20 protein-coding genes are annotated in these 24,800 nt (G+C 72.1%); 17 read left to right on the top strand and 3 right to left on the bottom strand.

Translation table 11 applies throughout. From position 1 onward, the window contains the following. Positions 1–43: 43 nt before the first annotated feature. Both malQ and IPZ69_RS36495 read right to left on the bottom strand, forming a co-directional pair. A complete protein-coding gene (gene malQ / locus IPZ69_RS36500; protein WP_235458993.1) occupies positions 44–2,134 on the bottom strand; it encodes a 4-alpha-glucanotransferase in 2,091 nt (696 codons plus the stop codon). Then, entirely contained in the window at positions 2,135–2,380 is a 246-nt protein-coding gene (locus IPZ69_RS36495; RefSeq protein ID WP_235458992.1) for a hypothetical protein, read from the bottom strand. It lies immediately after the preceding gene. Positions 2,381–2,647: 267 nt separating this feature from the next. Here IPZ69_RS36495 and IPZ69_RS36490 point away from each other — a divergent pair, with 267 nt between their 5' ends. The 3 genes from IPZ69_RS36490 to IPZ69_RS36480 all read left to right on the top strand — a co-directional run bounded on the left by IPZ69_RS36490 (position 2,648) and on the right by IPZ69_RS36480 (position 5,300). After that, positions 2,648–3,181, top strand: coding sequence for a PadR family transcriptional regulator (locus tag IPZ69_RS36490; protein WP_235458991.1), 534 nt, complete (start codon positions 2,648–2,650; stop codon positions 3,179–3,181). Then, complete coding sequence (locus IPZ69_RS36485; RefSeq protein ID WP_235458990.1) at positions 3,178–3,876, top strand: ABC transporter ATP-binding protein; 699 nt, start codon at positions 3,178–3,180, stop codon at positions 3,874–3,876. The genes IPZ69_RS36490 and IPZ69_RS36485 overlap by 4 nt, the downstream gene beginning before the upstream one ends. A 68-nt stretch (positions 3,877–3,944) precedes the next feature. After that, positions 3,945–5,300: an ABC transporter permease gene (locus IPZ69_RS36480; protein WP_235458989.1), complete on the top strand. Its 1,356-nt coding sequence runs from the start codon at positions 3,945–3,947 to the stop codon at positions 5,298–5,300. A gap of 80 nt (positions 5,301–5,380) precedes the next feature. On the opposite strand, the gene IPZ69_RS36475 is transcribed toward IPZ69_RS36480, so the two are convergent. After that, the gene (locus IPZ69_RS36475) at positions 5,381–5,917 is read right to left on the bottom strand and encodes an HNH endonuclease (RefSeq protein ID WP_235458988.1); all 537 of its coding nucleotides are present in this window, start codon (positions 5,915–5,917) and stop codon (positions 5,381–5,383) included. A 305-nt stretch (positions 5,918–6,222) separates the two neighbouring features. On the opposite strand from IPZ69_RS36475, the gene IPZ69_RS36470 reads away from it, so the two are divergent. The 14 genes from IPZ69_RS36470 to IPZ69_RS36405 all read left to right on the top strand — a co-directional run bounded on the left by IPZ69_RS36470 (position 6,223) and on the right by IPZ69_RS36405 (position 24,660). After that, positions 6,223–7,323, top strand: coding sequence for a mechanosensitive ion channel family protein (locus IPZ69_RS36470; RefSeq protein ID WP_235458987.1), 1,101 nt, complete (start codon positions 6,223–6,225; stop codon positions 7,321–7,323). A gap of 336 nt (positions 7,324–7,659) precedes the next feature. Next, positions 7,660–8,280 carry a Uma2 family endonuclease gene (locus IPZ69_RS36465; protein WP_235458986.1) on the top strand — a complete coding sequence of 207 codons (621 nt, stop codon included), beginning with the start codon at positions 7,660–7,662 and terminating at the stop codon, positions 8,278–8,280. A gap of 240 nt (positions 8,281–8,520) precedes the next feature. Continuing rightward, positions 8,521–9,732 (top strand): ROK family transcriptional regulator, encoded by a 1,212-nt coding sequence (locus IPZ69_RS36460; protein ID WP_235458985.1) that lies wholly within the window; start codon positions 8,521–8,523, stop codon positions 9,730–9,732. A 61-nt stretch (positions 9,733–9,793) separates the two neighbouring features. After that, a complete protein-coding gene (locus IPZ69_RS36455) occupies positions 9,794–11,137 on the top strand; it encodes an ABC transporter substrate-binding protein (RefSeq protein WP_235458984.1) in 1,344 nt (447 codons plus the stop codon). Between the two features lie 7 nt (positions 11,138–11,144). Then, entirely contained in the window at positions 11,145–12,086 is a 942-nt protein-coding gene (locus IPZ69_RS36450; RefSeq protein ID WP_235458983.1) for a carbohydrate ABC transporter permease, read from the top strand. Positions 12,087–12,088: 2 nt separating this feature from the next. Beyond that, entirely contained in the window at positions 12,089–12,982 is an 894-nt protein-coding gene (locus tag IPZ69_RS36445) for a carbohydrate ABC transporter permease (protein WP_235458982.1), read from the top strand. Between the two features lie 6 nt (positions 12,983–12,988). After that, complete coding sequence (locus IPZ69_RS36440; protein ID WP_235458981.1) at positions 12,989–14,254, top strand: 6-phospho-beta-glucosidase; 1,266 nt, start codon at positions 12,989–12,991, stop codon at positions 14,252–14,254. Further along, positions 14,245–15,216 (top strand): N-acetylglucosamine kinase, encoded by a 972-nt coding sequence (locus tag IPZ69_RS36435; protein ID WP_235458980.1) that lies wholly within the window; start codon positions 14,245–14,247, stop codon positions 15,214–15,216. Before IPZ69_RS36440 ends, IPZ69_RS36435 begins: the two co-directional genes overlap by 10 nt. A 204-nt stretch (positions 15,217–15,420) precedes the next feature. Beyond that, positions 15,421–16,839 (top strand): hypothetical protein, encoded by a 1,419-nt coding sequence (locus IPZ69_RS36430; RefSeq protein WP_235458979.1) that lies wholly within the window; start codon positions 15,421–15,423, stop codon positions 16,837–16,839. A 14-nt stretch (positions 16,840–16,853) separates the two neighbouring features. After that, positions 16,854–17,951 carry a glutamate ABC transporter substrate-binding protein gene (locus IPZ69_RS36425; RefSeq protein WP_374295066.1) on the top strand — a complete coding sequence of 366 codons (1,098 nt, stop codon included), beginning with the start codon at positions 16,854–16,856 and terminating at the stop codon, positions 17,949–17,951. Positions 17,952–17,998: 47 nt separating this feature from the next. Then, positions 17,999–19,324, top strand: coding sequence for a hypothetical protein (locus IPZ69_RS36420; protein ID WP_235458978.1), 1,326 nt, complete (start codon positions 17,999–18,001; stop codon positions 19,322–19,324). 2 nt (positions 19,325–19,326) lie between these two features. Then, positions 19,327–21,888 (top strand): serine/threonine-protein kinase, encoded by a 2,562-nt coding sequence (locus tag IPZ69_RS36415; RefSeq protein ID WP_235458977.1) that lies wholly within the window; start codon positions 19,327–19,329, stop codon positions 21,886–21,888. A gap of 3 nt (positions 21,889–21,891) precedes the next feature. Continuing rightward, the gene (locus tag IPZ69_RS36410) at positions 21,892–23,214 is read left to right on the top strand and encodes a PP2C family serine/threonine-protein phosphatase (protein WP_235458976.1); all 1,323 of its coding nucleotides are present in this window, start codon (positions 21,892–21,894) and stop codon (positions 23,212–23,214) included. 99 nt (positions 23,215–23,313) lie between these two features. Beyond that, positions 23,314–24,660, top strand: a complete 1,347-nt coding sequence (locus IPZ69_RS36405; protein WP_235458975.1) for a vWA domain-containing protein — start codon at positions 23,314–23,316, stop codon at positions 24,658–24,660. Positions 24,661–24,800 lie beyond the last annotated feature (140 nt).

The raw sequence follows: 24,800 nt of genomic DNA, 5'->3' as shown, positions 1-24,800 counted from the left end.
CCCCACAAGCACCTCCAGGGGTGCGCCCGGCGGGCCCGCGGTCTCACCCGATCTCCCGCAGGACGTCGATCAGGGCGTGCAGCCGGGGCGAGGCCGCCAGTTCCTCCAGCGTCACCGGGCGGCCCTCGGCGTCGGCGACGGGCAGGCGCCAGTTCGGGTACTGGTCCCAGGTGCCGGGCAGGTTCTGCGGGCGCCGGTCGCCGACCCCGTCCGGGAGCCAGACGCCGATCATGCGGGCCGGGGTGCGGAGCAGGAAGCGGTGGACGGCCTGGATCTGCGCCTCCTCGGCGGCCGAGGAGAGGTCCCCGGCCGTACCGCGGAGCAGGCCGAGGCGGCTGAGCAGGGCCAGCCACTCCGCCGTGTCGGCGGCCGCCGACACGCGTTCCTCCGCCAAGGGGCGGGTCAACAGGCCGAGGCGGGCGCGGAGTTCGACGTGGTCGCCGGTGAGGCGGGCGGCGGTGGAGGGCAGGTCGTGGGTGGTGGCGGTGGCCAGGCAGTCGGCGCGCCAGCCTTCGGGGGGCAGGGGCTGGCCGTCGCCCTCCCAGTCCCGTTCGAACCAGAGCACCGAGGTGCCGAGCACCCCGTGCCGCTGGAGCGTCTCGCGCACGCCCGGTTCCACGGTGCCCAGGTCCTCGCCGATCACCACCGCGCCGGCCCGGGAGGCCTCCAGGGCGAGGAGGGCGAGCATGGCCTCGGCGTCGTAACGGACGTACGTGCCCTCCGTCGGCGGCCGGTCCTGCGGCACCCACCACAGCCGGAACAGCCCCATCACATGGTCGATGCGCAGGGCGCCCGCGTAACGGAAGAGGGCCCGGAGCAGGCGGCGGTAGGGCGCGTAGCCGGACTCGGCCAGGCGGTCCGGGCGCCAGGGCGGCAACCCCCAGTCCTGGCCGCGCGCGTTGAAGGCGTCGGGCGGGGCGCCGACCGACATCCCGTCCGCGAAGTACTCCTGCTGGGCCCAGGCGTCCGCGCCCCCGGGGTGCACCCCCACCGCGAGGTCGTGCACGATCCCGACCGGCATGCCCGCCTCGCGCGCGGCGCGCTGGGCCGCGGTGAGCTGGGCGTCGGTGAGCCAGGCGAGCCAGGAGTGGAAGTCCACGCGGTCCATGAGCTCGGCACGGGCCCGCGCGGTCTCGGCCGAGCGGGGGTCGCGCAGGCCCCGCGGCCAGCGGTCCCGGTCGGATCCGTGGGCCTCGGCGAGCGCGCACCAGGTGGCGTGGTCCTCCAGGTCCTGGCCCTCCCGGGCGAGGAAGTCGGCGTAGGCGGCCTGCCGTCCCGGTCCCAGCGGTACGGCCCGTACCAGCTCCAGCGCCTCCCGCTTGAGCTCCCACACCGCGTCCCGGTCGATCAGCGCGCCCTTGTCGAGCACGTCGGCGCGCAGCCGCTCGGCCCGCTCCAACAGGACGCGGACGCGCTCGCGGTCCTCGACGTGGGCGTACTCGGGGATGTTCACGACCCGCAGATGCACCGGGTCGGGGAAGCGGCGGGAGGAGGGACGGTACGGCGAGGGGTCGGTGGGGGCGCCGGGCACGGCCGCGTGCAACGGGTTGACCTGCACGAATCCGGCCCCGGCCACACGGCCCGCCCATGCGGCCAGCTCGGCGAGGTCACCGAGGTCGCCCATGCCCCAGGAGTGCCGCGACAGCAGGGAGTAGAGCTGGACGAGGAGTCCGTACGAGCGTCCGGCGGGTGTGGGCAGCCGGTCCGGGGCGACGATCAGCCGGGTCTCGCCGGTGCGTCCGTCGGGTGCGGTGGCACCGACCCTGTGCACGCCGGCCGGGAGCCGCTCGGCGGTGTCCCGGGTCTCGCCCCGCTCGGTCTCGACGCGCAGCCGGGTGCCGGAGGGGAGGGCGTCGAGGGCCGCCGGGACGTCCGTGGCGGCGCCGGTCCAGTGCACGACCGTCGGCGGCAGCAGTCGCTCGCTCAGCTCGCGGGTGCGGGTGTCGAGGGCCGCGCGGACCGCGCCGGGGGTGCTCGCGTCGACGCCGAGCGCGGCCAGGACGGCCGTGACGGCGGAGGCGGAGGCCGCGACCGTGCGGTCCGGGGACGGGCTGTAGGAGGTGGCGACGCCGTGCAGGCCGGCGAGCCGGGAGAGCTCCTCGTCGCAGGGCGTGGCCGGCCCGGGCTCGGTCATCTACAACCCCGGGTCGTACGGGTCCGCGATCGCGTCGGACTCGCTGGTCAGCGGGGCGGCGTCGGCGAGCGGCGGCTCGCTGGTCAGGGGTTCGGCGTCGGGCAGCGGCGGTTCGCTGGTCAGCGGGGCCTCGGCGTGCACGCCCTCCGCGCTGAACACGTACAGCCGCTGTTCATCGGGCTCGGCGGACGGCTCCGCCACGGGTTTGGACTGGGCCGGGAGCGAGAGGTGAGCCGGTGCGGCCACGGGGGTCTCCTTGTCGGGACGTCGGATACTGCGGCTTCTGGTGGATTACGGCAGGCCTACCCAGTGGGCGCGATGGCAGACGTACAGACACGAACAACGTGATTCATACGTCATGCCGAGCGCCCCCTGCGTCACGCTCGAACGGTTCCCCGGTCCGCTTCCGGCGCCCTTGAAGCGCGGCACAGCGGCGGCTCTCCCACCGGCTCTCCCACCCCGACCGTCGATCACTATTCACTCAGTACATGTATCCGATGCATACTGATCTCCATGAGCACCCGGCACATCCTCCTGGGGCTGCTGAAGGCTGGGCCGAGTCATGGCTACGACCTCAAGCGACGCCACGACGAACGCTTCCCGCAGGCGCGCCCCCTGGCCTACGGGCAGGTCTACACGACCCTGCAGCGCCTGGTCCGCGACGGCCTCGCGGAGGTCGACGGCACCGACGCCGACGGCGGACCGGAGCGGACGCTGTACCGCTCGACGCAGGCCGGTGCGCACGAACTGGCCCGGTGGGCGGGCGAGATCGCCGCGCCTGCGCCCTTCGTGGCGAACGAGATCTTCGCCAAGGTCGTCGTGTCGATCCTCGCGGACGGCGACCCGGCGGCCTACCTGCGGGCCCAGCGCGCCGCGCACATGGAGCGCATGCGGGAGCTCACGGCCGTCAAGACCGCCCCGCACTCCGATCTGGCGACCGTGCTCTCGGCCGACTACGCCCTCAACCACCTCGACGCCGACCTCCGTTGGATAAACACCACGGCGGCCCGGCTGACCCATCTGACCGCGGAGGTCGACACAGCATGAGCAACAAGGGGGACACCTCGGCGCCGCTTCTGGCGGGCCGGGACCTGGTCAAGGCGCACGGCAGGACACGGGCACTGTGCGGCGCCTCGGTCGACCTGCGGGCCGGCGAGATCCTCGCCGTGACCGGGACCAGCGGCAGCGGCAAGTCCACGCTGCTGCACTGCCTCGCGGGCATCGTCCGCCCGGACCAGGGTTCGGTGGCCTACGACGGGCAGCGGCTCGACCGGTTGCCGGAGAAGCGGCTGAGCGAACTGCGCCGCTCCGACTTCGGCGTGGTCTTCCAGTTCGGGCAGCTGATCCCGGAGCTGACCGCCTTCGACAACGTGGCGCTGCCGCTGATGCTGGCGGGAGCGTCCCGCACCGAGGCCCGTTCGCGGGCGGGCGAGTGGCTGGAGCGGTTCGGAGTGCTCGGCCAACAGGAGCTGCGGCCCGGCGAGATGAGCGGGGGTCAGGCACAACGGGTCTCCCTGGCCCGGGCGCTGGTGACCGGCCCGAAGGTGGTCTTCGCGGACGAGCCGACGGGGGCGCTGGACTCGCTGGCGAGCGAGCAGGTGATGACGGCCCTGACGCACACGGCCCGCGAGTCGGGCACGGCGGTGCTGCTGATCACGCACGACGCCCAGGTGGCCGCGTACGCGGACCGCGAGGTGCGGCTGAGCGACGGCGCCACGGTCGCGGCGGAGGTGACGGCGTGACGACGGACGTTCGGGGGACCGCCCGTGGCGGTGCGACGACGGGCGGGCGCGGGGGCGCCGGAGGTGGTGTGGCGACCGACGTCCGGCTCGCCTGGGAGCTCACCCGGGGCTCGGACCGGCAGGAGTGGTGGCGGGTGGGGCTGACTGCGGCCGGGGCCGCGCTGGCGACGGGGTTCGCCCTCGCGGCCGTCGCCCTGGCCTCGCTCCGGGGGTACCGCAGCGTGCCCTTCGGCCACGGCCTGCTGAACAGCCCCGGCGAACGCTCGGGGGTGATCGTCAGTCTGCTGCTCCTGCTGGTGCCGGTGCTCGGGTTCCTCGGGCAGTGCGCCCGGATCGGCGCCGTGCACCGCGACCGGCGGCTGGCCGGGCTGCGGCTGGCGGGCGCCACCCCGGCCCAGGTGCGCCGGATCGCGGCACTGGAGACGGGGCTGGCGTGTCTGGCGGGCTCGCTCCTCGCCACCGCCGTCGCGGTCCCGGTCCTGCTGGGCCTGTGGAGCAGCCCGACCGTCCCGGCCTGGGCCGGCCTCGCGCTGGTCGCCCTCGGGGTACCGGTGCTGGGCGCGGCGACGGGCGCGCTGGCGCTGCGCCGGGTGGTGGCCTCCCCGCTCGGGTGGGTACGCCGGAGCAGGCCCAGCAGCGGGCGCGGGCCGGGGCTGCTCTTCGTCGGCGGGGTGCTGGCCGTGCTGCTGCTCGCGCTGGTGGCGGTCGCGAACACCGCGGGCGGTGACCGGGCGCGGGTGCCGCTGACGGCGTTCGCCCTGGTCCTCGTGGTCGGCGGCGGCACGGTGTGGCTGGCCGGCGGTACGTCCCTGCTGGTCGGGCGGCTGCTCGCGGGCCGGGCCCGGTCCGCGGCCACGCTGATCGCGGCGGAGCGGCTGCGCGACGACCCGTGGGCGGCGGCCCGTACGCACGCGGCGGTGCTGCTGGTCACGATCGTCGGTACGGGCTTCGTCGGCATCCGGCAGGTGTTCCTGGCCGTCCTGGACGCCATGCAGCGCGACGGCTCGCTGAGCATGCGCAGGTCCTTCTACACGACGGGCCTCGACCTGACGGCCGCCGCGATCCTCGTCGCCCTCGCGATCACCCTCTCGGGCCTGGCCGTCGGCACCGCCGAGTCGCTGGCCAACCGCCGGCGCGGCCTGGCCGCGCAGGTGGCCGCCGGAGTGCCGCGTGCGGTCCTCGGCCGGGCGCTGCTCCTGGAGACGGCGCTGCCGCTGGCCCCCGCGGTCGTACTGGCGGGCACGGGCGGCATGGCGATCGGTGTCTGGTACGGCTCGTTGACCGCCGGGCGGGCCGCCCAGACCGTGCCGTACGCGGCGCTGCTGGTCCCGGTGGGCGTGTACGTGTGCTGCCTGCTGGCGGCGGCCACCTCGCTGCCCCTGCTGCGCCGCTCGGTGCACCCGGCGGAGCTGCGGTACGCATGACCGTCCGGCCCCGGGGGCACAGGGGACTCCCGGGGCCGGCACGCACGCTCGCGTGCCCGCGTGTGCGAAGGCCCGGATCGTCAGGCGGAAATGCCGTCGATCCGGGCCAAGGCGTCGTCCGCGCCGTACGGCTGCAAGTAGGGCAGCCAGCGCGGGTCCCTATGTCCGGTCCCGATGATGCGCCAGGCCAGACCGGTGGGCGGAGCGGGTTTGTGGCGCAGCCGCCAGCCGATCTCGACGAGGTGGCGGTCGGCCTTCACGTGGTTGCAGCGACGGCAGGACGCCACCACGTTGTCCCACACGTGTTTGCCCCCGCGGCTGCGCGGGATGACGTGGTCGACGCTGGTTGCGACGCCACCGCAGTACATGCACCGGCCCCCGTCACGGGCGAACAGGGCCCGTCGGGTGAGAGGAACGGGCCCCCGGTAGGGAACCCGCACGAATCGCTTGAGCCGGACCACGCTGGGTGCGGGGACTGTGACGGTTGCGCTGTGCATGAAGGCGCCCGACTCCTCAAGGCAGACCGCCTTGTTTTCGAGCACGAGGACGAGCGCGCGGTGGAGCGGTACGACGCCGAGCGGCTCGTACGACGCGTTGAGGATCAGGACATGCGGCACGGGTGCCTCCTTGGGCGTCGGCGGCGCGTGGCTCGCGCCGGGACGATCTGCGGCCAGTCTCCCCTCTTGCCTGGTGGAAGCGCCACCATGTCCCGGTAACGGGCTGGGAGTGTTTTCGACCACACCACAGTCATCCCCCGGATGACGGCCTGTTCAAGCCCGGGTGAGCCCGGTCTCTCCTACGCGTATCGCGCCGGGGCACACACAATGCCCCGTTAGTGTGGTGACCCTGCACGTCCGGTGACCTTTTCGTGACCTTGACCGCCACACCGGGCGGCGCAGCGCCGCACCTGGAGGTACCTGCCGTGTCCTTGTCCGCCGTCCTACTGGCCGCCGGATCGTCCCCTTCGCCTGCTCCCGCCGAGTCGACGACCCCGACGGTCCCCACGCTCCAGGACGCCCAGGAGAGCGCGACGAACGCCGCGAGCTGGGTCGAGCAGAACTGGTCGACGTGGCTCGCGATCGGTCTGCGCGTCCTGCTGATCCTGGTGATCGCGGGTGTGCTGAGAGTGGTGGTGCGGCGGGCGATCACCAAGCTCATAGATCGCATGGGCCGTACGGCCGAGGCGGTGGACGGCACGGCCCTCGGCGGCCTGCTGGTCAACGCCGAGCGGCGCCGCCAGCGCTCGCAGGCGATCGGCTCGGTGCTGCGCTCGGTGGCGTCGTTCCTGATCCTCGGCACGGCCTCGCTGATGGTCCTGGGCACGTTCGAGATCAACCTGGCTCCGCTGCTGGCCTCCGCCGGTGTCGCCGGCGTGGCCATCGGTTTCGGTGCCCGCAACCTGGTCACGGACTTTCTCTCCGGGGTGTTCATGATCCTGGAGGACCAGTACGGCGTCGGCGACACCATCGACGCGGGGGTCGCCTCCGGCGAGGTGATCGAGGTCGGCCTGCGGGTGACCAAGCTGCGCGGCGACAACGGCGAGATCTGGTACGTCCGCAACGGCGAGGTCAAGCGCATCGGCAACCTGTCCCAGGGCTGGGCGACGGCGGGCGTCGACGTCACGGTCAGGTCCTCCGAGGACCTGGACCGGGTCAGGGCCACCCTCGAAGAGGTCTCCGAGAAGATGGGCAAGGAGGAGCCCTGGAACGAGCTCCTGTGGAGCCCCGTCCAGGTGCTGGGCCTGGACAGCGTCCTGATCGACTCGATGGTCGTGCGCGTCACGGCGAAGACCATGCCGGGCAAGGCGCTGACGGTGGAGCGCGAGCTGCGCTGGCGCATCAAGCGGGCCTTCGACGCGGCCCACATCCGCATCGTGGGCGGCGAGACGGCCGTGCTGGGCGCGGACGTCCCCGACCCGACGGCGGCGGTCGCGGCCCCGTCGGCGTTCGCCAACGCGGACTCCCCGCAGTCGATGGCGACGACACCGATCACTCCTCAGCGGGCCGCGCCGCCGATCAAGTAGGCCGCGGAACCGGAGGAACGGTTTCAGCACGCTCGTTCGAGTGAACGGCCGGGGCATCCGGCGCCGCGAGGGCGCAGGGGTCTGTCCGGCGGATCAGGTCGCAGGAAAGAAACGGCATCCGATCGGCGCAGGTGAGCGGGGTCTGGTGCGTCCAGCTGCAAGGCGGAGGAGGGAGTCGACGCGGAGCGTCGGCGACCGACGACAACGCGGCAGATGGGCGTGCCAGACCCCGCGTCTGCGACAGGATCCGCCGGACAGGCCCCTGGGTGCCCCATCGTTCTGCCGGGGCACCCGGGGCGGGCTTAGCCTGGCACCAGCATGACGAGGAGAACCGCGATGAGCGCCGAACCGATCATGGAGCCGGTGATGACGCAGCAGGACCCCATCGACCTGTTGAGCGCGATCGAAGAGGCGTCGCCGATGCCGATTCGACCGGAGTATGTCGAGGGGACCGTCATCGTGCCGCCGCAGCCCAACTACAACCACAGCAAGGGCGCTTTCAAGCTCGCTGTTCAGTTCACCGTCGCCGGGTTCGAGTTGGCAGGTATGGGCATGGGCTTCCGCGCGGCCCACAATGACGGCAGCACGATGGCCGCGGTCATCCCCGATTTCTACGTCCTGCAGCGGGAACCGACCGACCTGGACAACTCGTACCTCAGGGCGCACAGGGGCTGGTACCCCATCGACATGATCACCCTGGTCGGTGAGGTTACGTCAACCAATCACGCGATTGACACCGGCGCCAAGCTGGCCACGTATGCCGCCACCAGCATCCCGGTCTATGTGCTGATCAACGGCCACGCCAAGACGGCCCACTGCTACACCGACCCCGTCCTCCCCGGCGACGACCCCACCGAGGCCTTCTACAGCACCGACAACAAGGTCGACCTCGGCGACCCGCTCCCCCTCCCGGCCCCGTACCCCACCCTGGACACGGCCCCGTTCCTCGCCGACTGAGCCGACTGAGCCGACTGAGCCGACCGAGGTCCACCCCCACCGCCCCCGAGGTAACGAGTCTGTTGCCTCGGGGGCGGTGTCTATTGACGCCCCCTTCGTCCTGGGCTTACGTTCCTCCCACCCAATAGGAAACTTTCCTAACAGTGATCATGGGATGAGCATCTGGCAACGATCACCGGATGGACTTCCCGCCCAGGTCACTGGGAAACTGGGCAGTTGGAAAGGCAGGTGTCGACCCACATGGCAGGAACCGCCGGTACGCCGGGCACCCCGCGCGTGCTCCGCGCCATGAACGACCGCGCCGCACTGGACCTGCTGCTGGAGCACGGACCGCTGTCCCGCACCCGGATCGGCAAGCTCACCGGCCTGTCCAAGCCGACCGCCTCCCAGCTGCTGGCCCGCCTGGAGGCGGCGGGCCTGGTCCTGGCCACCGGCACCAGCGAGGGCCGCCCGGGCCCCAGCGCCCAGCTCTACTCGGTCAACCCGGCCGCCGCCCACGCCGCCGGCCTCGACGTCAACCCGGGCCGCATCCGCGCCGCCGTCGCCGACATCACCGGACGGACGGTCGGCGAGTACGAGCTGCCCACCCCGGGCAGACGGCCGGCCCGGCCCGTCGTCCAGCAGGTGACCGAGGCCCTCGACGGCGCCGTGAAGGCCGCCGGACTCGCCCGCGACGACGTCCACCGGCTGGTCATCGGCACACCCGGCGCCTTCGACCCGGGCACCGGCCGCCTGCGCTACGCCTCCCACCTGCCCGGCTGGCACTCCCCCACGCTGCTCGACGAACTCGCCGCCGCGCTGCCGATGCCGGTCGAGTACGAGAACGACGTCAACCTCGTCGCCATAGCCGAGCAGCGGCTGGGCGCCGCCCGCGGACACGGCGACTTCGTCCTGCTGTGGAACCAGGAGGGCCTCGGCGCCGCCCTGGTCCTCGGCGGGCGACTGCACCGCGGCTGGACCGGCGGCGCCGGCGAGGTCGGCTTCCTCCCCGTGCCGGGCACGCCCCTGGTGCGCCAGGTGACCAAGGCCAACAGCGGCGGCTACCAGGAACTCGCCGGTTCACAGGCGGTTCCGAAGCTGGCCCGGGAGCTGGGTATCGAGGACGTGCCGACCGGGCCGTACACCGAGACCGCCGCCACGCTCGTGGCCGACGCCGCCGACCACGCCACCGGACCCCACCGCGAACTGCTGCGCACGTACGCGACCCGGCTCGCCACCGGTCTCGCCTCCCTCGTCTCCGTCCTCGACCCCGAACTCGTCGTGCTGAGCGGCACCTCACTCACCGCGGGCGGCGAGGTACTGCGCGCCCTCGTCCAGGCCGAGCTGGAGGAGCTGGCGGCGGCCCGCCCGCGCCTCGTGGTCGGCGACGTCCGTGAACACCCCGTGCTGCGCGGCGCGTTGGAGAGCGCGCTCGCGACCACCCGCGACGAGGTCTTCGACACCTCGCGCTGAGCCCCGTACCGCCCCTTCCGCCCCCTCCTCCTCACCCACCCCGTTCCTGGGAGACCTCGCCATGCCCACAGCCATACCCGAAGTCGCCCGAAAGGCGGCTTTTGCCCTCACCGCCTCCGCCGTCCTGCTCACCGCCGCCTGTACCGGCCAGTCCTCCTCCGGCGCCTCCGACGACGCCTCCAAGGACACGACGATCAACTTCTGGCACGCCTGGAGCGCGCCGAACGAGGTGAAGGGCATCAAGGACCTGATCGCCGGGTTCGAGAAGGCCCACCCCAACATCCATGTGAACGTCGTCGGCAACATGACCGACGACAAGATCAACCAGGCGCTGCGGGCCGGCGGCGAGAAGGCCCCCGACGTCATCTCCTCCTTCACCACGAACAACGTGGGCAAGTTCTGCTCCTCGGGCGCCCTGGTCGATCTGAACCCCTTCTTCAAGAAGTCGAACATCGACCCGGAGAAGACCTTCCCGAAGCCGATGAACGAGTACACCCAGTTCGACGGCAACCGCTGCTCGGTGCCGCTGCTGGGCGACGCGTACGGGCTCTACTACAACAAGACGGCGTTCAAGAAGGCGGGCATCGCGAACCCGCCGAAGACCTGGTCCGAATTCGAGGCCGACGCCAAGAAGCTGACGATCGCCCAGGGCGACAGCTACAAGCAGCTCGGATTCATGCCGAACTACCACGGCTGGGAATCCACCACCGAGCACTACTTCGCCCAGTTCTCGCCGACGTACTTCGACGGCAGCGGAAAGTCGAACCTCGCCAAGGACCCCGCGTTCCAGGCCGGTTTCACGCTCCAGAAGAAGCTCGTCGACGACCTCGGCGGCTACCAGAAGCTGGAGAAGTTCCGCGCCACCCTCGGCGACGAATGGGGCCCCAAGCACCCCTTCCACACCGGCCAGGTCGCCATGCAGCTCGACGGTGAGTGGCGTCTGGGCATGGCGGAGGAGGCCAAGCCCGGCTTCGAGATCGGCGTCGCCCCGCTGCCCGTCCCCGACGACCGGGCGGCGCAGTACGGCAAGGGCTACATCACCGGCACCATCGCGGGCATCGCGGCCACCAGCAAGAAGCAGAACGCGGCCTGGGAGCTGGTGAAGTACATGACCACCGACACGGACGCGGTGGTGGGCTTCTCCAACGCGATCCACAACGTGCCGTCCACGTTGGCCGCGCTGAAGTCGCCGAAGCTGAAGTACGACCCGCGCTTCAAGACGTTCCTGGACATCGCCGCGAACCCGAACTCGACGACGTCTCCCGCCTCGATCAACGGCGGCGTGTACCTGGTGACGATCCAGCAGTTCGGCTACGACTACGAGAGCGGAAAGACCTCGGACCTGAAGGCGGGCCTGAAGAAGACGGCCGCGCAGATCGACACGGACATCGCGCAGGCGAAGTAGTCCAGCGATGAGCACGGTAACCCTCGCGTCGAAGCGCCGCCGGGCGGCGCTTCGGACGGTCGCCTTCATGTCGCCCTGGCTGATCGGCTTCGCGGTCTTCTTCGCGTACCCGCTGATCTCCACGGTCTACTTCTCGTTCATGCACTACGACGGCTTCAAACCGCCGACGTGGAGCGGCACGAAGAACTGGACGTACGTCTTCGAGCACTACCCCCTCTTCTGGCCCGCCCTGCGCAACACGCTGTGGCTGGTCCTCGTGATGGTGAGCCTGCGGGTCGTCTTCGGACTCGGCGTCGGCCTGCTGATCACGAAGATCAAGACGGGCACGGGTGTCTTCCGCACCCTGTTCTACCTGCCCTACCTGGCCCCGCCGGTCGCCGCGACGATGGCCTTCGCCTTCCTGCTCAACCCCGGTACGGGCCCGGTGAACTCCATCCTGGAGAACATCGGCATCCCGGCGCCGGGCTGGTTCAACGACCCGGCCTGGTCCAAGCCAGCCCTGACCCTGCTGGCGCTGTGGGGCGTCGGCGACCTGATGGTCATCTTCATGGCCGCGCTGCTCGACGTGCCGAAGGAGCAGTACGAGGCCGCCGAACTGGACGGCGCCTCGGCCTGGCAGCGCTTCAGGTACGTCACGCTGCCGAACATCTCGCCGATCGTGATGTTCGCCGTCGTCACCGGTGTCATCCAGACGATGCAGTACTACACACAGCCGCTGATCGCCGGAAAGGTCGCCTCGGGCGTGATCCAGGGCGCGGGCACCCAGTTCGAGCCCGGCTATCCGGACAAGTCCACGCTCACCCTCCCCCAACTCGTCTACAACCTCGGCTTCCAGCGCTTCGACTACGGCTCCGCGTGTGTCGTCGCCCTCGTCCTCTTCGCCCTGTCGATGGTGTTCACCGCGTTCCTGATGCGGCGCCGGGGCGGTCTCATCCAGGCAGGTGACTGACCATGACCCAAGTGCTGGACAAGCCGGTGGACGTACGGACCCCGGCGTCGACGGCCGAGCGCACGGCCCGCCGCAAGGCGCTCCTGGAGTGGATCGCGGTGCACTCCCTCGGGATCGCCGCCGCGCTCTTCTTCACGCTGCCCTTCGTGTTCGTCTTCCTGACGTCCCTGATGAGCGACAGCCAGGCCCTCAGCCGAGACCTGGTCCCGGACACCTGGGAGTGGGGCAACTACCGGAAGGTGTTCGACACGCCGGGCTTCCTGACCTGGTGGAAGAACACGCTGATCTACGCCGGTCTGGGCACCGTGCTGACCGTCGTGTCGTCCATCCCCGTCGCGTACGCGCTCGCCAAGTTGCGCTTTCCGGGTCGCAACCTGTCGCTCATGCTGGTGATCTCGATGATGATGCTGCCGCCGCAAGTCATCATCATCCCGATGTACCTGTTCTGGGCGAAACAGCTGGATCTGTCGGGCACGCTGTGGCCGCTGATCATCCCGATGGCGTTCGGCGACGCGTTCTCCATCTTCCTGCTGCGTCAGTTCCTCATGACGATCCCGAACGAGTACCTGGACGCGGCGCGGGTGGACGGCTGCGGCGATCTGCGGACCCTGCTGAAGGTCGTCCTGCCGATGGCCCGGCCGGGCATCGCCGCCGTCGCCCTCTTCCAGTTCTTCTACGCCTGGAACGACTACTTCGGCCCGCAGATCTACGCGTCCGAGAACCCGGGCGCCTGGACGCTCAGCTACGGCCTGGAGTCGTTCAAGGGCGCGCACCACACCGACTGGAACCTCACCATGGCCGCCACCGTGCTGGTCATGGCCCCCGTGATCCTCGTCTTCTTCTTCGCCCAGAAGGCGTTCGTCGAAGGCGTCACGCTCACCGGAGTGAAGGGTTAACCCCGTATGAAACTCACCGTGGTCGGCGGAGGCTCGACCTACACACCCGAACTCATCGACGGCTTCGCGCGGTTGAGAGACGTGCTGCCCATCGAGGAGCTGGTCCTCGTCGACCCGGCCGCCGATCGCCTGGAGCTGGTCGGCGGCCTGGCCCGCCGTATCTTCGCCAAGCAGGGCCATCCCGGGCGGATCGTGACCACCGGCGACCTGGACGCCGGCGTCGAGGGCGCGGACGCGGTGCTGCTCCAGCTGCGCGTCGGCGGGCAGGCCGCCCGGCAGCAGGACGAGACCTGGCCGCTGGAGTGCGGCTGCATCGGCCAGGAGACCACCGGCGCGGGCGGTCTGGCCAAGGCGCTGCGGACCGTCCCGGTGGTCCTCGACATCGCCGAGCGCGTCCGGCGGGCGAACCCGAACGCCTGGATCATCGACTTCACCAACCCGGTGGGCATCGTGACCCGCGCGCTGCTGCAGGCCGGGCACAAGGCCGTCGGCCTGTGCAACGTGGCCATCGGCTTCCAGCGGAAGTTCGCGGCCCTGCTGGGCGTGGCGCCGGCCGAGATCCACCTGGACCACGTCGGCCTCAACCACCTCACCTGGGAGACGGGCGTGCGCCTGGGCGGCCCGGAGGGCGAGAACGCCCTGCCGAAGCTGCTCGCGGACCACGGCGACGCCGTCGCGGACGACCTGCGCCTGCCCCGGCCGCTGCTCGACCGGCTCGGCGTGGTCCCGTCGTACTACCTGCGCTACTTCTACGCGCACGACGAGGTGGTCCGGGAGCTGGGCACCAAGCCGTCCCGGGCGGCGGAGGTCGCCGAGATGGAGCGACAGCTGCTGGCCATGTACGGCGACCCGGCCCTGGACGAGAAGCCGGAGCTGCTCGCCAAGCGCGGCGGCGCCTACTACTCGGAGGCGGCGGTGGACCTCGCGGCCTCGCTGCTGGGCGGCGCGGGCAGCACGTACCAGGTGGTGAACACCTACAACCGGGGCACCTTGTCCTTCCTGCCGGACGACGCGGTGATCGAGGTGCAGGCGGTGGTCGGCCCGAAGGGGCCGGTGCCGCTGCCGGTGCCGGAGCTGGACCCGCTGTTCGCGGGGCTGGTGGCGAACGTGACGGCGTACGAGGAGCTGGCGCTGGAGGCGGCGCTGCGCGGCGGACGGGACCGGGTGTTCCGGGCGCTGCTGTCCCATCCACTGATCGGCCAGTACGCGTACGCCGAAGCCCTCACCGACCGACTGATCGCGCACAACCGGGAGCACCTCGCGTGGGCCTGACCGCAAGTGTCCTCGCCATCGACGCGGGCAACAGCAAGACGGACGTCGCGGTGCTGTCGGCGGACGGGGACGTCCTGGCCACGGCGCGCGGCGGCGGGTTCCGGCCGCCGGCGGTGGGGGTTCGCACGGCGGTGGACGAGCTGGCCCGGGCCGTCGACCGGGCCTACGCCGACGCCGGGGTCACCTCCGTCGCGCACGTCTCCGCCTGCCTGGCCAACGCCGATCTGCCGGTGGAGGAGCAGCAGTTGGCGGCCGCGCTGCACGCGCGCGCGTGGGGCGACACCGTGGAGGTCCGCAACGACACCTTCGCGATCCTGCGGGCCGGCGTGGCCGAGCCGCGCGGCGTGGCGGTGGTGTGCGGCGCGGGCATCAACTGCGTCGGCATGCGCCCCGACGGCCGCACCGCCCGCTTCCCGGCCCTCGGCCGCATCTCCGGTGACTGGGGCGGCGGCTGGGGCCTGGCGGAGGAGGCCCTGTGGTACGCGGCCCGCGCCGACGACGGGCGCGGGGAGCCGACCGGTCTCGCCCGGTCCCTCCCGGCCCATTTCGGGCTGCCCTCGATGTACGCGCTGATCGAGGCCCTGCACCTGGAGCACGTCGCGCACGCCCGGCGGCACGAGTTGGCGCCGGTGCTGTTCGAGACGGCGGCGGGCGGGGACGCCGTGGCCCGCGCGATCGTCGACCGGCTCGCCGACGAGGTGGTGTCGATGGCCACGGTCGCCCTGACCCGCCTCGACCTCCTCGACGAGGAGACCCCGGTACTGCTGGGCGGCGGTGTCCTCACCGCCGGGCACCCCCAACTCGACGACGGGGTCCGGGATCTGCTGGCGGTGCGGGCGCCGAAGGCGGTGGCGCGCGTGGTGACGGCGAGCCCGGTGCTGGGGGCGGCGCTGCTGGGCCTGGACCGGGTGGGAGCGGAGGCCGCGGCGCAGGAACGCGCACGGGCCCACTGGGAGTCCTGAACGGCCGGACCGACAAGCGGGAACCGAACTGATTCCCGCAGCGTATTCATGGGCAGGGGGTGGTGCAGCACACCGCACCGCGCCGCCATCTCCGCTGCGATCCGATCAAGATCCAGTGAAGGCCGGTGCGGATGTCGGTCCGGGCGGCGATACTTGGCGGCGAACGATGACCATGGGGGAGGTCAAGCAGTGACACACCCGCCGATGAGCAGCGCGGCACCGCCAGGACCGGGATCCGGCGTGCCCACCCTGCCGTCCGTACCGCCGCAGTCCGGACCCCCCGCGCCGGTCGGTGCGCCCGCGCAGGCGCGCCGTACGGCGTTCGCGGAGGGCGCCGAGCGGCTGCGCGCGGCCGCGACCACCGAACCGGGCCGGCTGCGGATCATCGGGGCGGTCCTCGCCCTCCTGGTCGTCGCGTTCGGCGCGGTCACCGCCTGGGAGACCTCCGACCGCGCGGCGGCCGCCGACGACGTGCTGCACAGCAGCCAGCCGCTCAGCTCGGACGCCGCCGACATCTACCGCTCCCTGGCGGACGCCAACACGGCCGCCTCCAGCGGCTTCCTGGCGGGCGGTCAGGAGACGGCCCAGTCCCGCGACCGGTACGAGAAGGACATCCGGACGGCCGCCGAGAAGCTCGTGACGGCCGCCGCCAGCTCCGAGCCGGGCTCGCCGTCCGAGGCGGCCGTCTCCAAGCTGAACAAGCTGCTGCCGGAGTACAAGGGCCTGGTGGAGCGGGCCCGCACCTACAACCGGCAGGGCTATCCGGTCGGCGGCGCCTATCTGCGCTACGCCAACGACAAGATGCAGAACGAGATGCTCCCGGCGGCGGAGGACCTCTACAAGAAGGAGAACGAGAAACTCCGCTCCGACTACGGGAACGCGACGCCCTACCCGTGGGCCTCGATAGCCCTCGGCGTCCTCGTCCTCGCCGCGCTCGCCTGGGCCCAGCAGCGCAACTACCGGCGCACCAACCGGGTGCTGAACCACGGACTGGTCGCCGCCACGGCCACCGCGACGGTGGTCCTGCTCTGGCTGGTCGTCGGCCACAGCGTCGCCCGCGCGGGCCTGAACGACTCCTACGACCACGGCGTCCGCTCGCTGAACGTGCTGCACGACGCCCGCATCGCCTCCCTCAAGGCCCGGGGCAACGAGAACCTGAGCCTGGTGGCCCGCGGCGCCGAGACGATCACGGTCGACGGCACCACGTACGACGCGTTCTACTACGACTTCGACAAGGACATGAAGACCCTGGGCAAGGGGCTGACCGAGGCGGGGCGACTCGCCGACGACAAGACGGGCAGCAAGCCGGTCGAGGCGGCCGAGGGCAACATGACGGTGTGGAAGAAGCGCCACGCCTCGGCCCGCGCCGAGGACGAGAACGGCAACTACCAGCAGGCGCTGGACAAGGTGATCGGCGCCCGGGGCGCGACCGGCGAGTGCTTCGACAGCGTCGACGACAACCTGCGGACCGCGATCACGCACGAGCAGACCGAGTTCCGGCAGGCGGCCGGTGACGGCCGGGACGCGATGACCGGCCTGCCCGTCGGCGCGGCCGTCCTCGCCGTCCTGGGCGCGGCCGGCGCGCTGCTCGGCATCGGGCGCAGGCTCTCGGAGTACCGGTGAAAGGGGGCGTGACGATGAACGCACGCGATGGCCTTCCTCCCCGCCGGGGCGCCGGGAGTCCGCTTCCGCGGCGGAATGTGCGGGCCGCCCTGCGCGGCTGGGGCGGCGTGGGCGCGATGGCGGCCGTGTGCGCGCTGGCGCTGGCGTTCGTGCTGCTGCTGCCGCTGACCCAGCAGGACGGCGGCTCCGGCGGCTCCGGCGGCGGCGCGGGCCTCGGCGGCTCGCACCTGGCCACCGCCGGGCAGGCGCGGGCGGACGGCTGCGAGGACGCGCAGGCCCAGAAGCAGACGCTGTCCCCGTCCGGTGCGGACGGCCCCACGATCGACGCGATCAAGGCCCGTACGGGCGCGAAGCGCAAGCTGATCGTCGGCGTCGACCAGAACAGCTACCACTGGGGCTACCGCAACCCGAACAACAAGGACGCGGAGCTGGAGGGCTTCGACATCGACCTGGTGCACCGGATCGCCCAGGACATCCTCGGCGACCCGGACGCGGTCCAGTTCAAGGCGATCCCGACCAGCCAGCGCATCCCGGCGATCCAGGACGGCCGGGTCGACATGGTCGTCCGCACGATGACCATCAACTGCGACCGGCTGGACCAGGTCGCCTTCTCCGCGCCGTACTTCAAGACGGGCCAGACGGTCCTGGCGTCCAAGTCGTCGTCCGTCACGGGCTACGACAAGTCGCTGGCCGGCAAGAAGATCTGCACGGCGACCGGTTCCACGGCGTACGCCAAGCTGGAGGCGGACCAGAAGGACGGCCGGCTGGTCTCCTCCGCCGACATCCACCACACCGTGCCCAACCAGCTCGACTGCCTGGTGCGACTGCAGCTCGGCGAGGTCGACGCGGTGGTCACCGACGGCGCGCTGGCCGCGAGCCAGGCCGCCCAGGACCCGACGGTCGCCCTCAAGGGCTCGGCCTTCACGACCGAGTACTACGGAGTGGCGATGAAGAAGGACGCCGACGATCTGGTACGCCGGGTCAACCGGATCCTGGTGGACTACCGCGCGAGCGGCTGGCAGGCGTCGTACGACACCTGGCTGTCGGCGACACTGGGGAAGAGCTCGACACCGTCGAAGCCGCCCGCGCCGGAATACCTGCGCAAGAGCTGACCAGACTTCCTCAAAGACAGCACCGACAACGCAGCGAGAGGTGATCGATGGGCGTCACGGACCCCGCCGGGCCGGTGATGGACCGGGACGAGGTGGACCGTGCGCTGGCGCGGCTCGGCGCGGAGCACGAGGCGATCGAGAGCTCGCTGCTCGCCCTTCAGGACCACGCGGGCCGCAGACTCCTCGAAGGCGCCGAGCTGACCGGCACCACCCAGGAGCGCTGGGCGGCCGCGGAGGCCTCGATCACGCTGCTGTGGGCGTACTTCGACGCGTACGCGGGCACGCTGCGCGGCGCCCGGCAGATCCGCGCCCGGCGCCGCTGGTCCAGCCGCGAGGACCTGGTCGAGCTGACCGAGCTGCTGCGCGGCGAGTCCGTCACGGTCGCGGACAGCGCGGCCGCGACGGCGAACGCGCCGACGCTGCTGTCCGCGGGGGGCCGGCTCAGCCAACGGTTCACGCTGGCGGCGCTGGTGGAGCGGATGAACGAGCTGTACGCGAGCTCGCTGAACATGGTCGTGACCGCCGACGCGGTGTGGTCGGCGCTGCCCGCCCGGATCGATTTACTGGCCGCGGAGCTCCAGCGCACCCGCAAGCTCGCGCACTCGGTCGGCGTGCGCCCCGGCGAGCACCCCGCGGGCGACGACCTGGAGCGGATCACCCGCACGCTGACCAAGCTGCGCGAGGACGTCGTCCGCGATCCGCTCGCCTTCTGGGTTCCGGCGCAGGGCAGTTCGGCGCCGGGCGGCGGCCGGCCGGACACCACGGTGTACGACCGTGAGGCGCGCGACCTGGAGGACGTGCGCCGCGAGATCGACGCCGTCCTGACGGTCCGGCAGGATGCGGAGCAGCGGCTGGTGAAGCTGCGGGACCTGCTCTCCCGCGCGGACCGTACGCTCGCCGAGGCGCGCACCGCGCGCGGCGAGGTCCTCGCGAAGATCGCCGCCACGGAGGTGCCGGTCGTCAGCGGCCCGCCGACGGTGCTGCAGGAGCAGCTGGCGACGGCCGCCGAGTACCGCAGACAGGCCCAGTGGCACCGCCTGTCCCCGCTCCTTGAGTCCCTGGAGCAGAAGGCGGAGGACGAACTGCTGCGCGCCCGTGAGTCGTTGACCGCGGTCACCGCGCCCCTGGCGGTCCGCGCCGAGCTGCGCGGCCGCCTGGACGCGTACAAGGCGAAGGTCGCCCGGCACGGGCTCGCGGAGGATCCGCTGCTCGTCGAGCGGTACGACGCGGCGCGCCGCATGCTGTGGAGCGCGCCCTGCGATCTGCGCGTGGCCGAACAGGCCGTCCTGCGTTATCAGCGGGCGGCGGCCGACCAGCTGGGCACGCCCCGCGTGCCGCAGCAGGGCGGGCCTGAGGACCGGAGGGGTGAGTAGACGTGAGTCAGGCAGGGCAAGCGTGCCAGCGGCCGGGCTGTGATGGCGCGTACGAGGACGTCGGCGGCGGTGAACTGTACTGCGACACCTGCGGTCTGGCCCCGGTCGTCTCGGCGACGGGCATGGTGGGGTCGCCGCCCACCGGTATGACCGGCGGCGGCAAGGGCTCGGCGGGCAGCGGCAGTTCGCGCTCCAGCAGCCGCAGCTCGCGCACCTCCTCGCAGTCGTCGAAGTCGCGCCGCTCGGTGTCGGGGCGTCTGTCGCGCTCGGTGTCCGGGAAGTCCACCGGCCGTTCGGTGTCGGTGCGCAGTTCCGGCTCCACCGCCGGGTCGTCCGGGCGCAGCCGGCTGGGCGCCGGTCTGGTCTCGGTGCCCCAGGTGCCGCGGCCCGACCCGCGCGAGATGGTCCTGGAGAACCCCGAGGTGCCCGAGCGGAAGCGGTTCTGCTCGCGCTCCGACTGCGGGGCGCCGGTGGGCCGGGCGCGCGGTGAGCGGCCGGGGCGTACGGAGGGCTTCTGCACCAAGTGCGGGCACCCGTACTCGTTCGTGCCGAAGCTGAAGGCCGGCGACATCGTGCACGGCCAGTACGAGGTCGTGGGCTGTCTGGCGCACGGCGGCCTGGGCTGGATCTACCTGGCCGTGGACCGCGCGGTGTCGGACCGCTGGGTCGTCCTCAAGGGCCTGCTGGACACCGGCGACCAGGACGCGATGGCCGCCGCGATCTCCGAGCGGCGCTTCCTCGCCGAGATCGAGCACGCCAACATCGTGCGGATCTACAACTTCGTGGAGCACCTCGACCAGCGCACCGGCTCCCTCGACGGCTACATCGTCATGGAGTACGTCGGCGGCAAGTCGCTCAAGGAGATCGCCAACGCCCGCCGCACACCGGACGGCCGGCGCGACCCGCTGCCCGTGGAGCAGGCCTGCGCCTACGGCATCGAGGCCCTGGAGGCGCTCGGTCACCTGCACAGCCGCAACCTGCTGTACTGCGACTTCAAGGTCGACAACGCGATCCAGACCGAGGACCAGCTCAAGCTGATCGACATGGGCGCGGTGCGCCGGATGGACGACGACGAGTCGGCCATCTACGGCACGGTCGGCTACCAGTCCCCTGAGGTCGCCGAGGTCGGCCCGTCGGTCGCCTCCGACCTGTACACGGTCGGCCGGACGCTGGCCGTGCTGACCTTCGACTTCCAGGGCTACACGAACGTCTTCGTGGACTCCCTGCCCGACCCCGACACCATCGAGGTCTTCCGTCAGTACGAGTCCTTCTACCGGCTGCTGGTGCGCGCCACCGACCCCGACCCGGCCCGCCGGTTCGCCTCCGCGCAGGAGATGTCCGAACAGCTGACGGGCGTGCTCCGGGAGGTCGTGTCCCTGCAGAGCGGGCAGGCGCGGCCCGCGCTGTCGACGCTGTTCGGCCCCGAGCTGAAGGTCACCGACACGGAGCTGTTCCCGAAGCTCGACGGGGACGTGTCGCGGCTGGGGGCGCGGGTGGTCCGGCCCGGCAGGCCGGGTCGCGGGGCCGGCGGCAACGCGCCGTCCGGCGCCGCGGCGGCCTTCGCGCCCCCTGCCGCCGGTGCCCCGCAGGCCCCCGGCGGCGCCCCCGACGGCACGGCGGGCCTCGTCAAGCCCGTCGCCACGCCCGCCGCCGCCCTCGCGCTGCCCGTGCCGCACGTCGACCCGACCGACCCCAACGCGGGCTTCCTGGCGGGCCTGATGACCTCGGCGCCGGGTGAGCTGATCAGCGCGCTGGCGGCCGCTCCGCAGCAGACCGTCGAGACGCGGCTGCGGCAGATCCGGGCGCGGCTGGAGAACGGCGACGCCGAGGCGGCGCTGATGTCCCTGGCCAAGCTGGAGGAGGAGCGGCCCGACGACTGGCGGGTGGTCTGGTACCGGGGCGTGACCGCCCTGGTGACCGGCGACTTCGAGGGCGCCGCGCTGGCCTTTGACGCGATCTACGACGCCTTCCCGGGCGAGGCCGCGCCCAAGCTGGCGCTCGGCCTGTGCGCGGAGGTGCTGGGCCAGCTGGACAACGCCGCCGAGTACTACCGCCTGGTGTGGTCGACCGACCCGAGCTTCGTGAGCGCGGCGTTCGGGCTGGCCCGCGTCCAGCTGGCGGCGGGCGACCGGCGCGGTGCCGTACGGACGCTGGAGTCGGTGCCCGAGTCCTCGATCCACTACACGGCCGCGCGCGTGGCCGCCGTACGGGCGAGACTGAGGCGACGCACGGCGACCGCCGCGGACGCGGCGTTCCTGGACGACCTGACCGCCGCCGCGCGCCAGGTCGAGGCGCTGGACGCGTACGGCCTGGACCCGGCGCGCCGCGAGCAGTTGTCCGCGGAAGTGCTCGGCTGCGCGCTGGACTGGATACTCTCCGGTGGCCAGAGCGCCCAGCCCGCCGCCGGCGGACGGGTCCTGCTCGGCAGCGGCCTGGACGAGCGCGGCCTGCGCTTCGGCCTGGAACGCTCGTACCGCACGCTGGCCCGGCTCGCGCCCGGCGGCGAGGAGAGGATCGACCTGGTGGAACGGGCCAACCGTTACCGCCCCCGGACGTGGGTGTAGTTGATGTCGCAGATGCCCCAGCAGGCCGCAGTGTCGAAGTGCCCGAACTGCGCGGAGCCGCTTGAGTCGAGTGACCGTTTCTGCGGTGCGTGCGGGTACGACCTGTCGGTGGTGCCCGCCCCGCCGCAGGACCACCCGACGCTCACCATGAGCGGTTCCGCCGGCTCCGGGGACGACCCCGACTGGCCCCACGCGTCCGAGCCGCACGGCTCCGACACACCGGCGGCGGTGCATCTGCCGACGGATCTGCCCGGGACCGACTCGGGCGGCTCGCCGCCGGCCGCGCCGTCGGGCTCCCCGGTGTCCCCCGCCTCCGGCGTGCGGTTCGACCGGCCGCCGGAGCCGGAGGAGTACCCGCTGCAGGCGCCCGACCCGCGGGTGGCCGCGGACGTCACGGCGCCGGCCGAGGAGGCCAAGGTGTGCGTGGCCTGCCGGGCGGGCCGGGTGGACAGCGACGGCTACTGCGAGAACTGCGGGCACGCCCAGCCCCGCGAACGCGACCACATGGAGCAGGAGTCGGGCCCGGTGGCCGCGGTCAGCGACCGCGGGCTGCGCCACCACCGCAACGAGGACGCGTTCCGCGTCGGCCACACCGCGCTGCCCGACGGCATGCCCGCGTCCGTGGCGATCGTCTGCGACGGCGTGTCCTCGGCGACCCGTCCCGACGCCGCCTCCCTCGCCGCGTCCGAGGCGGCGGGCGAGTCACTGCTGACCGCCCTGCCGCGCGGCACGCACCCGCAGCAGGCGATGCACGAGGCGATCGTGGCGGCCTCGCAGGCGGTCAACGCGCTGGCCGAGGAGCCCGCCACGGCCCGCGAGCACTCCCCGCACCAGAACGCCCCGGCCTGCACGATCGTCGGCGCCGTGGTCACCTCGGGGCTGCTGGTCGTCGGCTGGGTCGGCGACAGCCGCGCCTACTGGGTGCCGGTGGACCGCTCCGCTCCCCCGGCCCGGCTCACCGAGGACGACTCCTGGGCCGCGCAGATGGTCGCCGCGGGTCTGATGAGCGAGGCCGAGGCGTACGCCGACGAGCGCGCCCACGCGATCACCGGCTGGCTCGGCGCGGACGCCTACGAACTGGAGCCGCACACCGCTTCCTTCAAGCCGGACCGGCCGGGTGTGGTCGTGGTGTGCACGGACGGCCTGTGGAACTACGCCGAGGCGGCCGAGGAGATGGCCGAGGCCGTGCCCTCGGACGCGGCCACCCGTCCGCTGCACAGCGCCCGGGTCCTGGTCGGTCACGCCCTGGACGGCGGGGGCCACGACAACGTAACAGTGGCCGTCCTGCCGTTCCCGGCACCGCCGCAGGGGGCAGGATCGGCCTGAGGCCGTACGACGGGGAAGCCTCACAGGACCGGAGGGGACCGGTCCGCACACAGTCATCGCCCACGAGATCCGTGGGGTCGAAGGGGGATCGAACCAAGCATGGCCAATTTCTCCAAGTCGAACGTGCCGACGTTCTCGATGGACGTCTACCAGAACGAGTACCTGCCCGAGGGCGGCCGCGAGGTCAGCGCGATCGTCACCGTCACCGCCACGGGTGGCGGCACGGTCGGCAGCGCGGTCGCCGCGCCGCACATGTACTCGGCCGGACAGGGCCCGTCCGCGGCGGTGGCGATCATGGTCGACTGTTCGGGGTCGATGGACTACCCGCCGACCAAGATGCGCAACGCCCGGGACGCCACGGCCGCCGCGATCGACACCCTGCGCGACGGCGTCCACTTCGCGGTGATCGGCGGCACGCACATCGCCAAGGAGGTCTACCCCGGCAACGGGCGCCTCGCCGTCGCCGACGCCACCACCCGCGGCCAGGCCAAGGAGGCGCTGCGCAAGCTCAGCGCGGGCGGCGGTACGGCCATCGGCACCTGGCTGCGGCTCGCCGACCGGCTGCTGTCCTCGGCGGACGTGGCGATCCGGCACGGCATCCTGCTCACCGACGGCCGCAACGAGCACGAGTCGCCCGAGGACCTGCGTGCGGCGCTCGACGCCTGCGCCGGACGTTTCACCTGTGACGCGCGGGGCGTGGGCACCGACTGGGAAGTGAAAGAAGTCACAGGGATCGCCTCCGCGCTGCTCGGCACCGCCGACATCGTCGCCGACCCGAGCGGCCTCGCCGCCGACTTCACGCAGATGATGGAGACGGCCATGGGCAAGGAGGTCGCGGACGTCGCGCTGCGGCTGTGGACGCCGGTCGGCACCACCATCAAGTTCGTCAAGCAAGTGGCGCCTACGGTCGTGGAGTTGACCGACCGTCGCACCGAGGCGGGCCCCCGCGCCGGGGACTACCCCACCGGTTCCTGGGGCGACGAGTCCCGCGACTACCACGTCTGCGTCGAGGTCCCCGTGGCGGGCATCGGCCAGGAGATGCTGGCCGCCCGGGTGTCCCTGGTCGTCCCCCAACCCGACGGCACCGCCCAGAACCTGGGCGCGCAGGGCCTGGTACGGGCCGTGTGGACCGACGACATGGCGGCGTCCACCTCGATCAACCCCCAGGTCGCCCACTACACCGGCCAGGCGGAACTGGCACAGGTCATCCAGCAGGGATTGGACCTGCGCAAAGCGGGCGATATGGATGGAGCAACGGCCAAACTGGGCCGTGCCGTTCAGCTCGCGAGTGCCTCCGGCAACGCCGATACTGCGAAACTGCTTGCGAAGGTGGTGGACGTCGTCGACGCCGCGACAGGTACTGTGCGACTGAAGGCGAAGGTCGCGGAAGCGGACGAGATGACCCTGGAAACACGGTCCACAAAGACTGTTCGTGTAAAGAAGTGACCTGCCCCGCCCCGGACAGACGCACAGCGAGCTCAGGAAAAACCTGACAGAGAGGGAAGCGCCGACATGCCGACCTGCCCGAACGGACACCAGTCGGGTTCCGACGACTGGTGCGAGGTCTGCGGTCACCGCATGGCCGG

The organism is Streptomyces olivochromogenes (assembly GCF_021538895.1).
Lineage (GTDB): Bacteria > Actinomycetota > Actinomycetes > Streptomycetales > Streptomycetaceae > Streptomyces > Streptomyces olivochromogenes_A.
The sequence above is the reverse complement of the archived record's forward strand: the minus strand, read 5'-3'. Positions and strand labels throughout refer to the sequence as shown.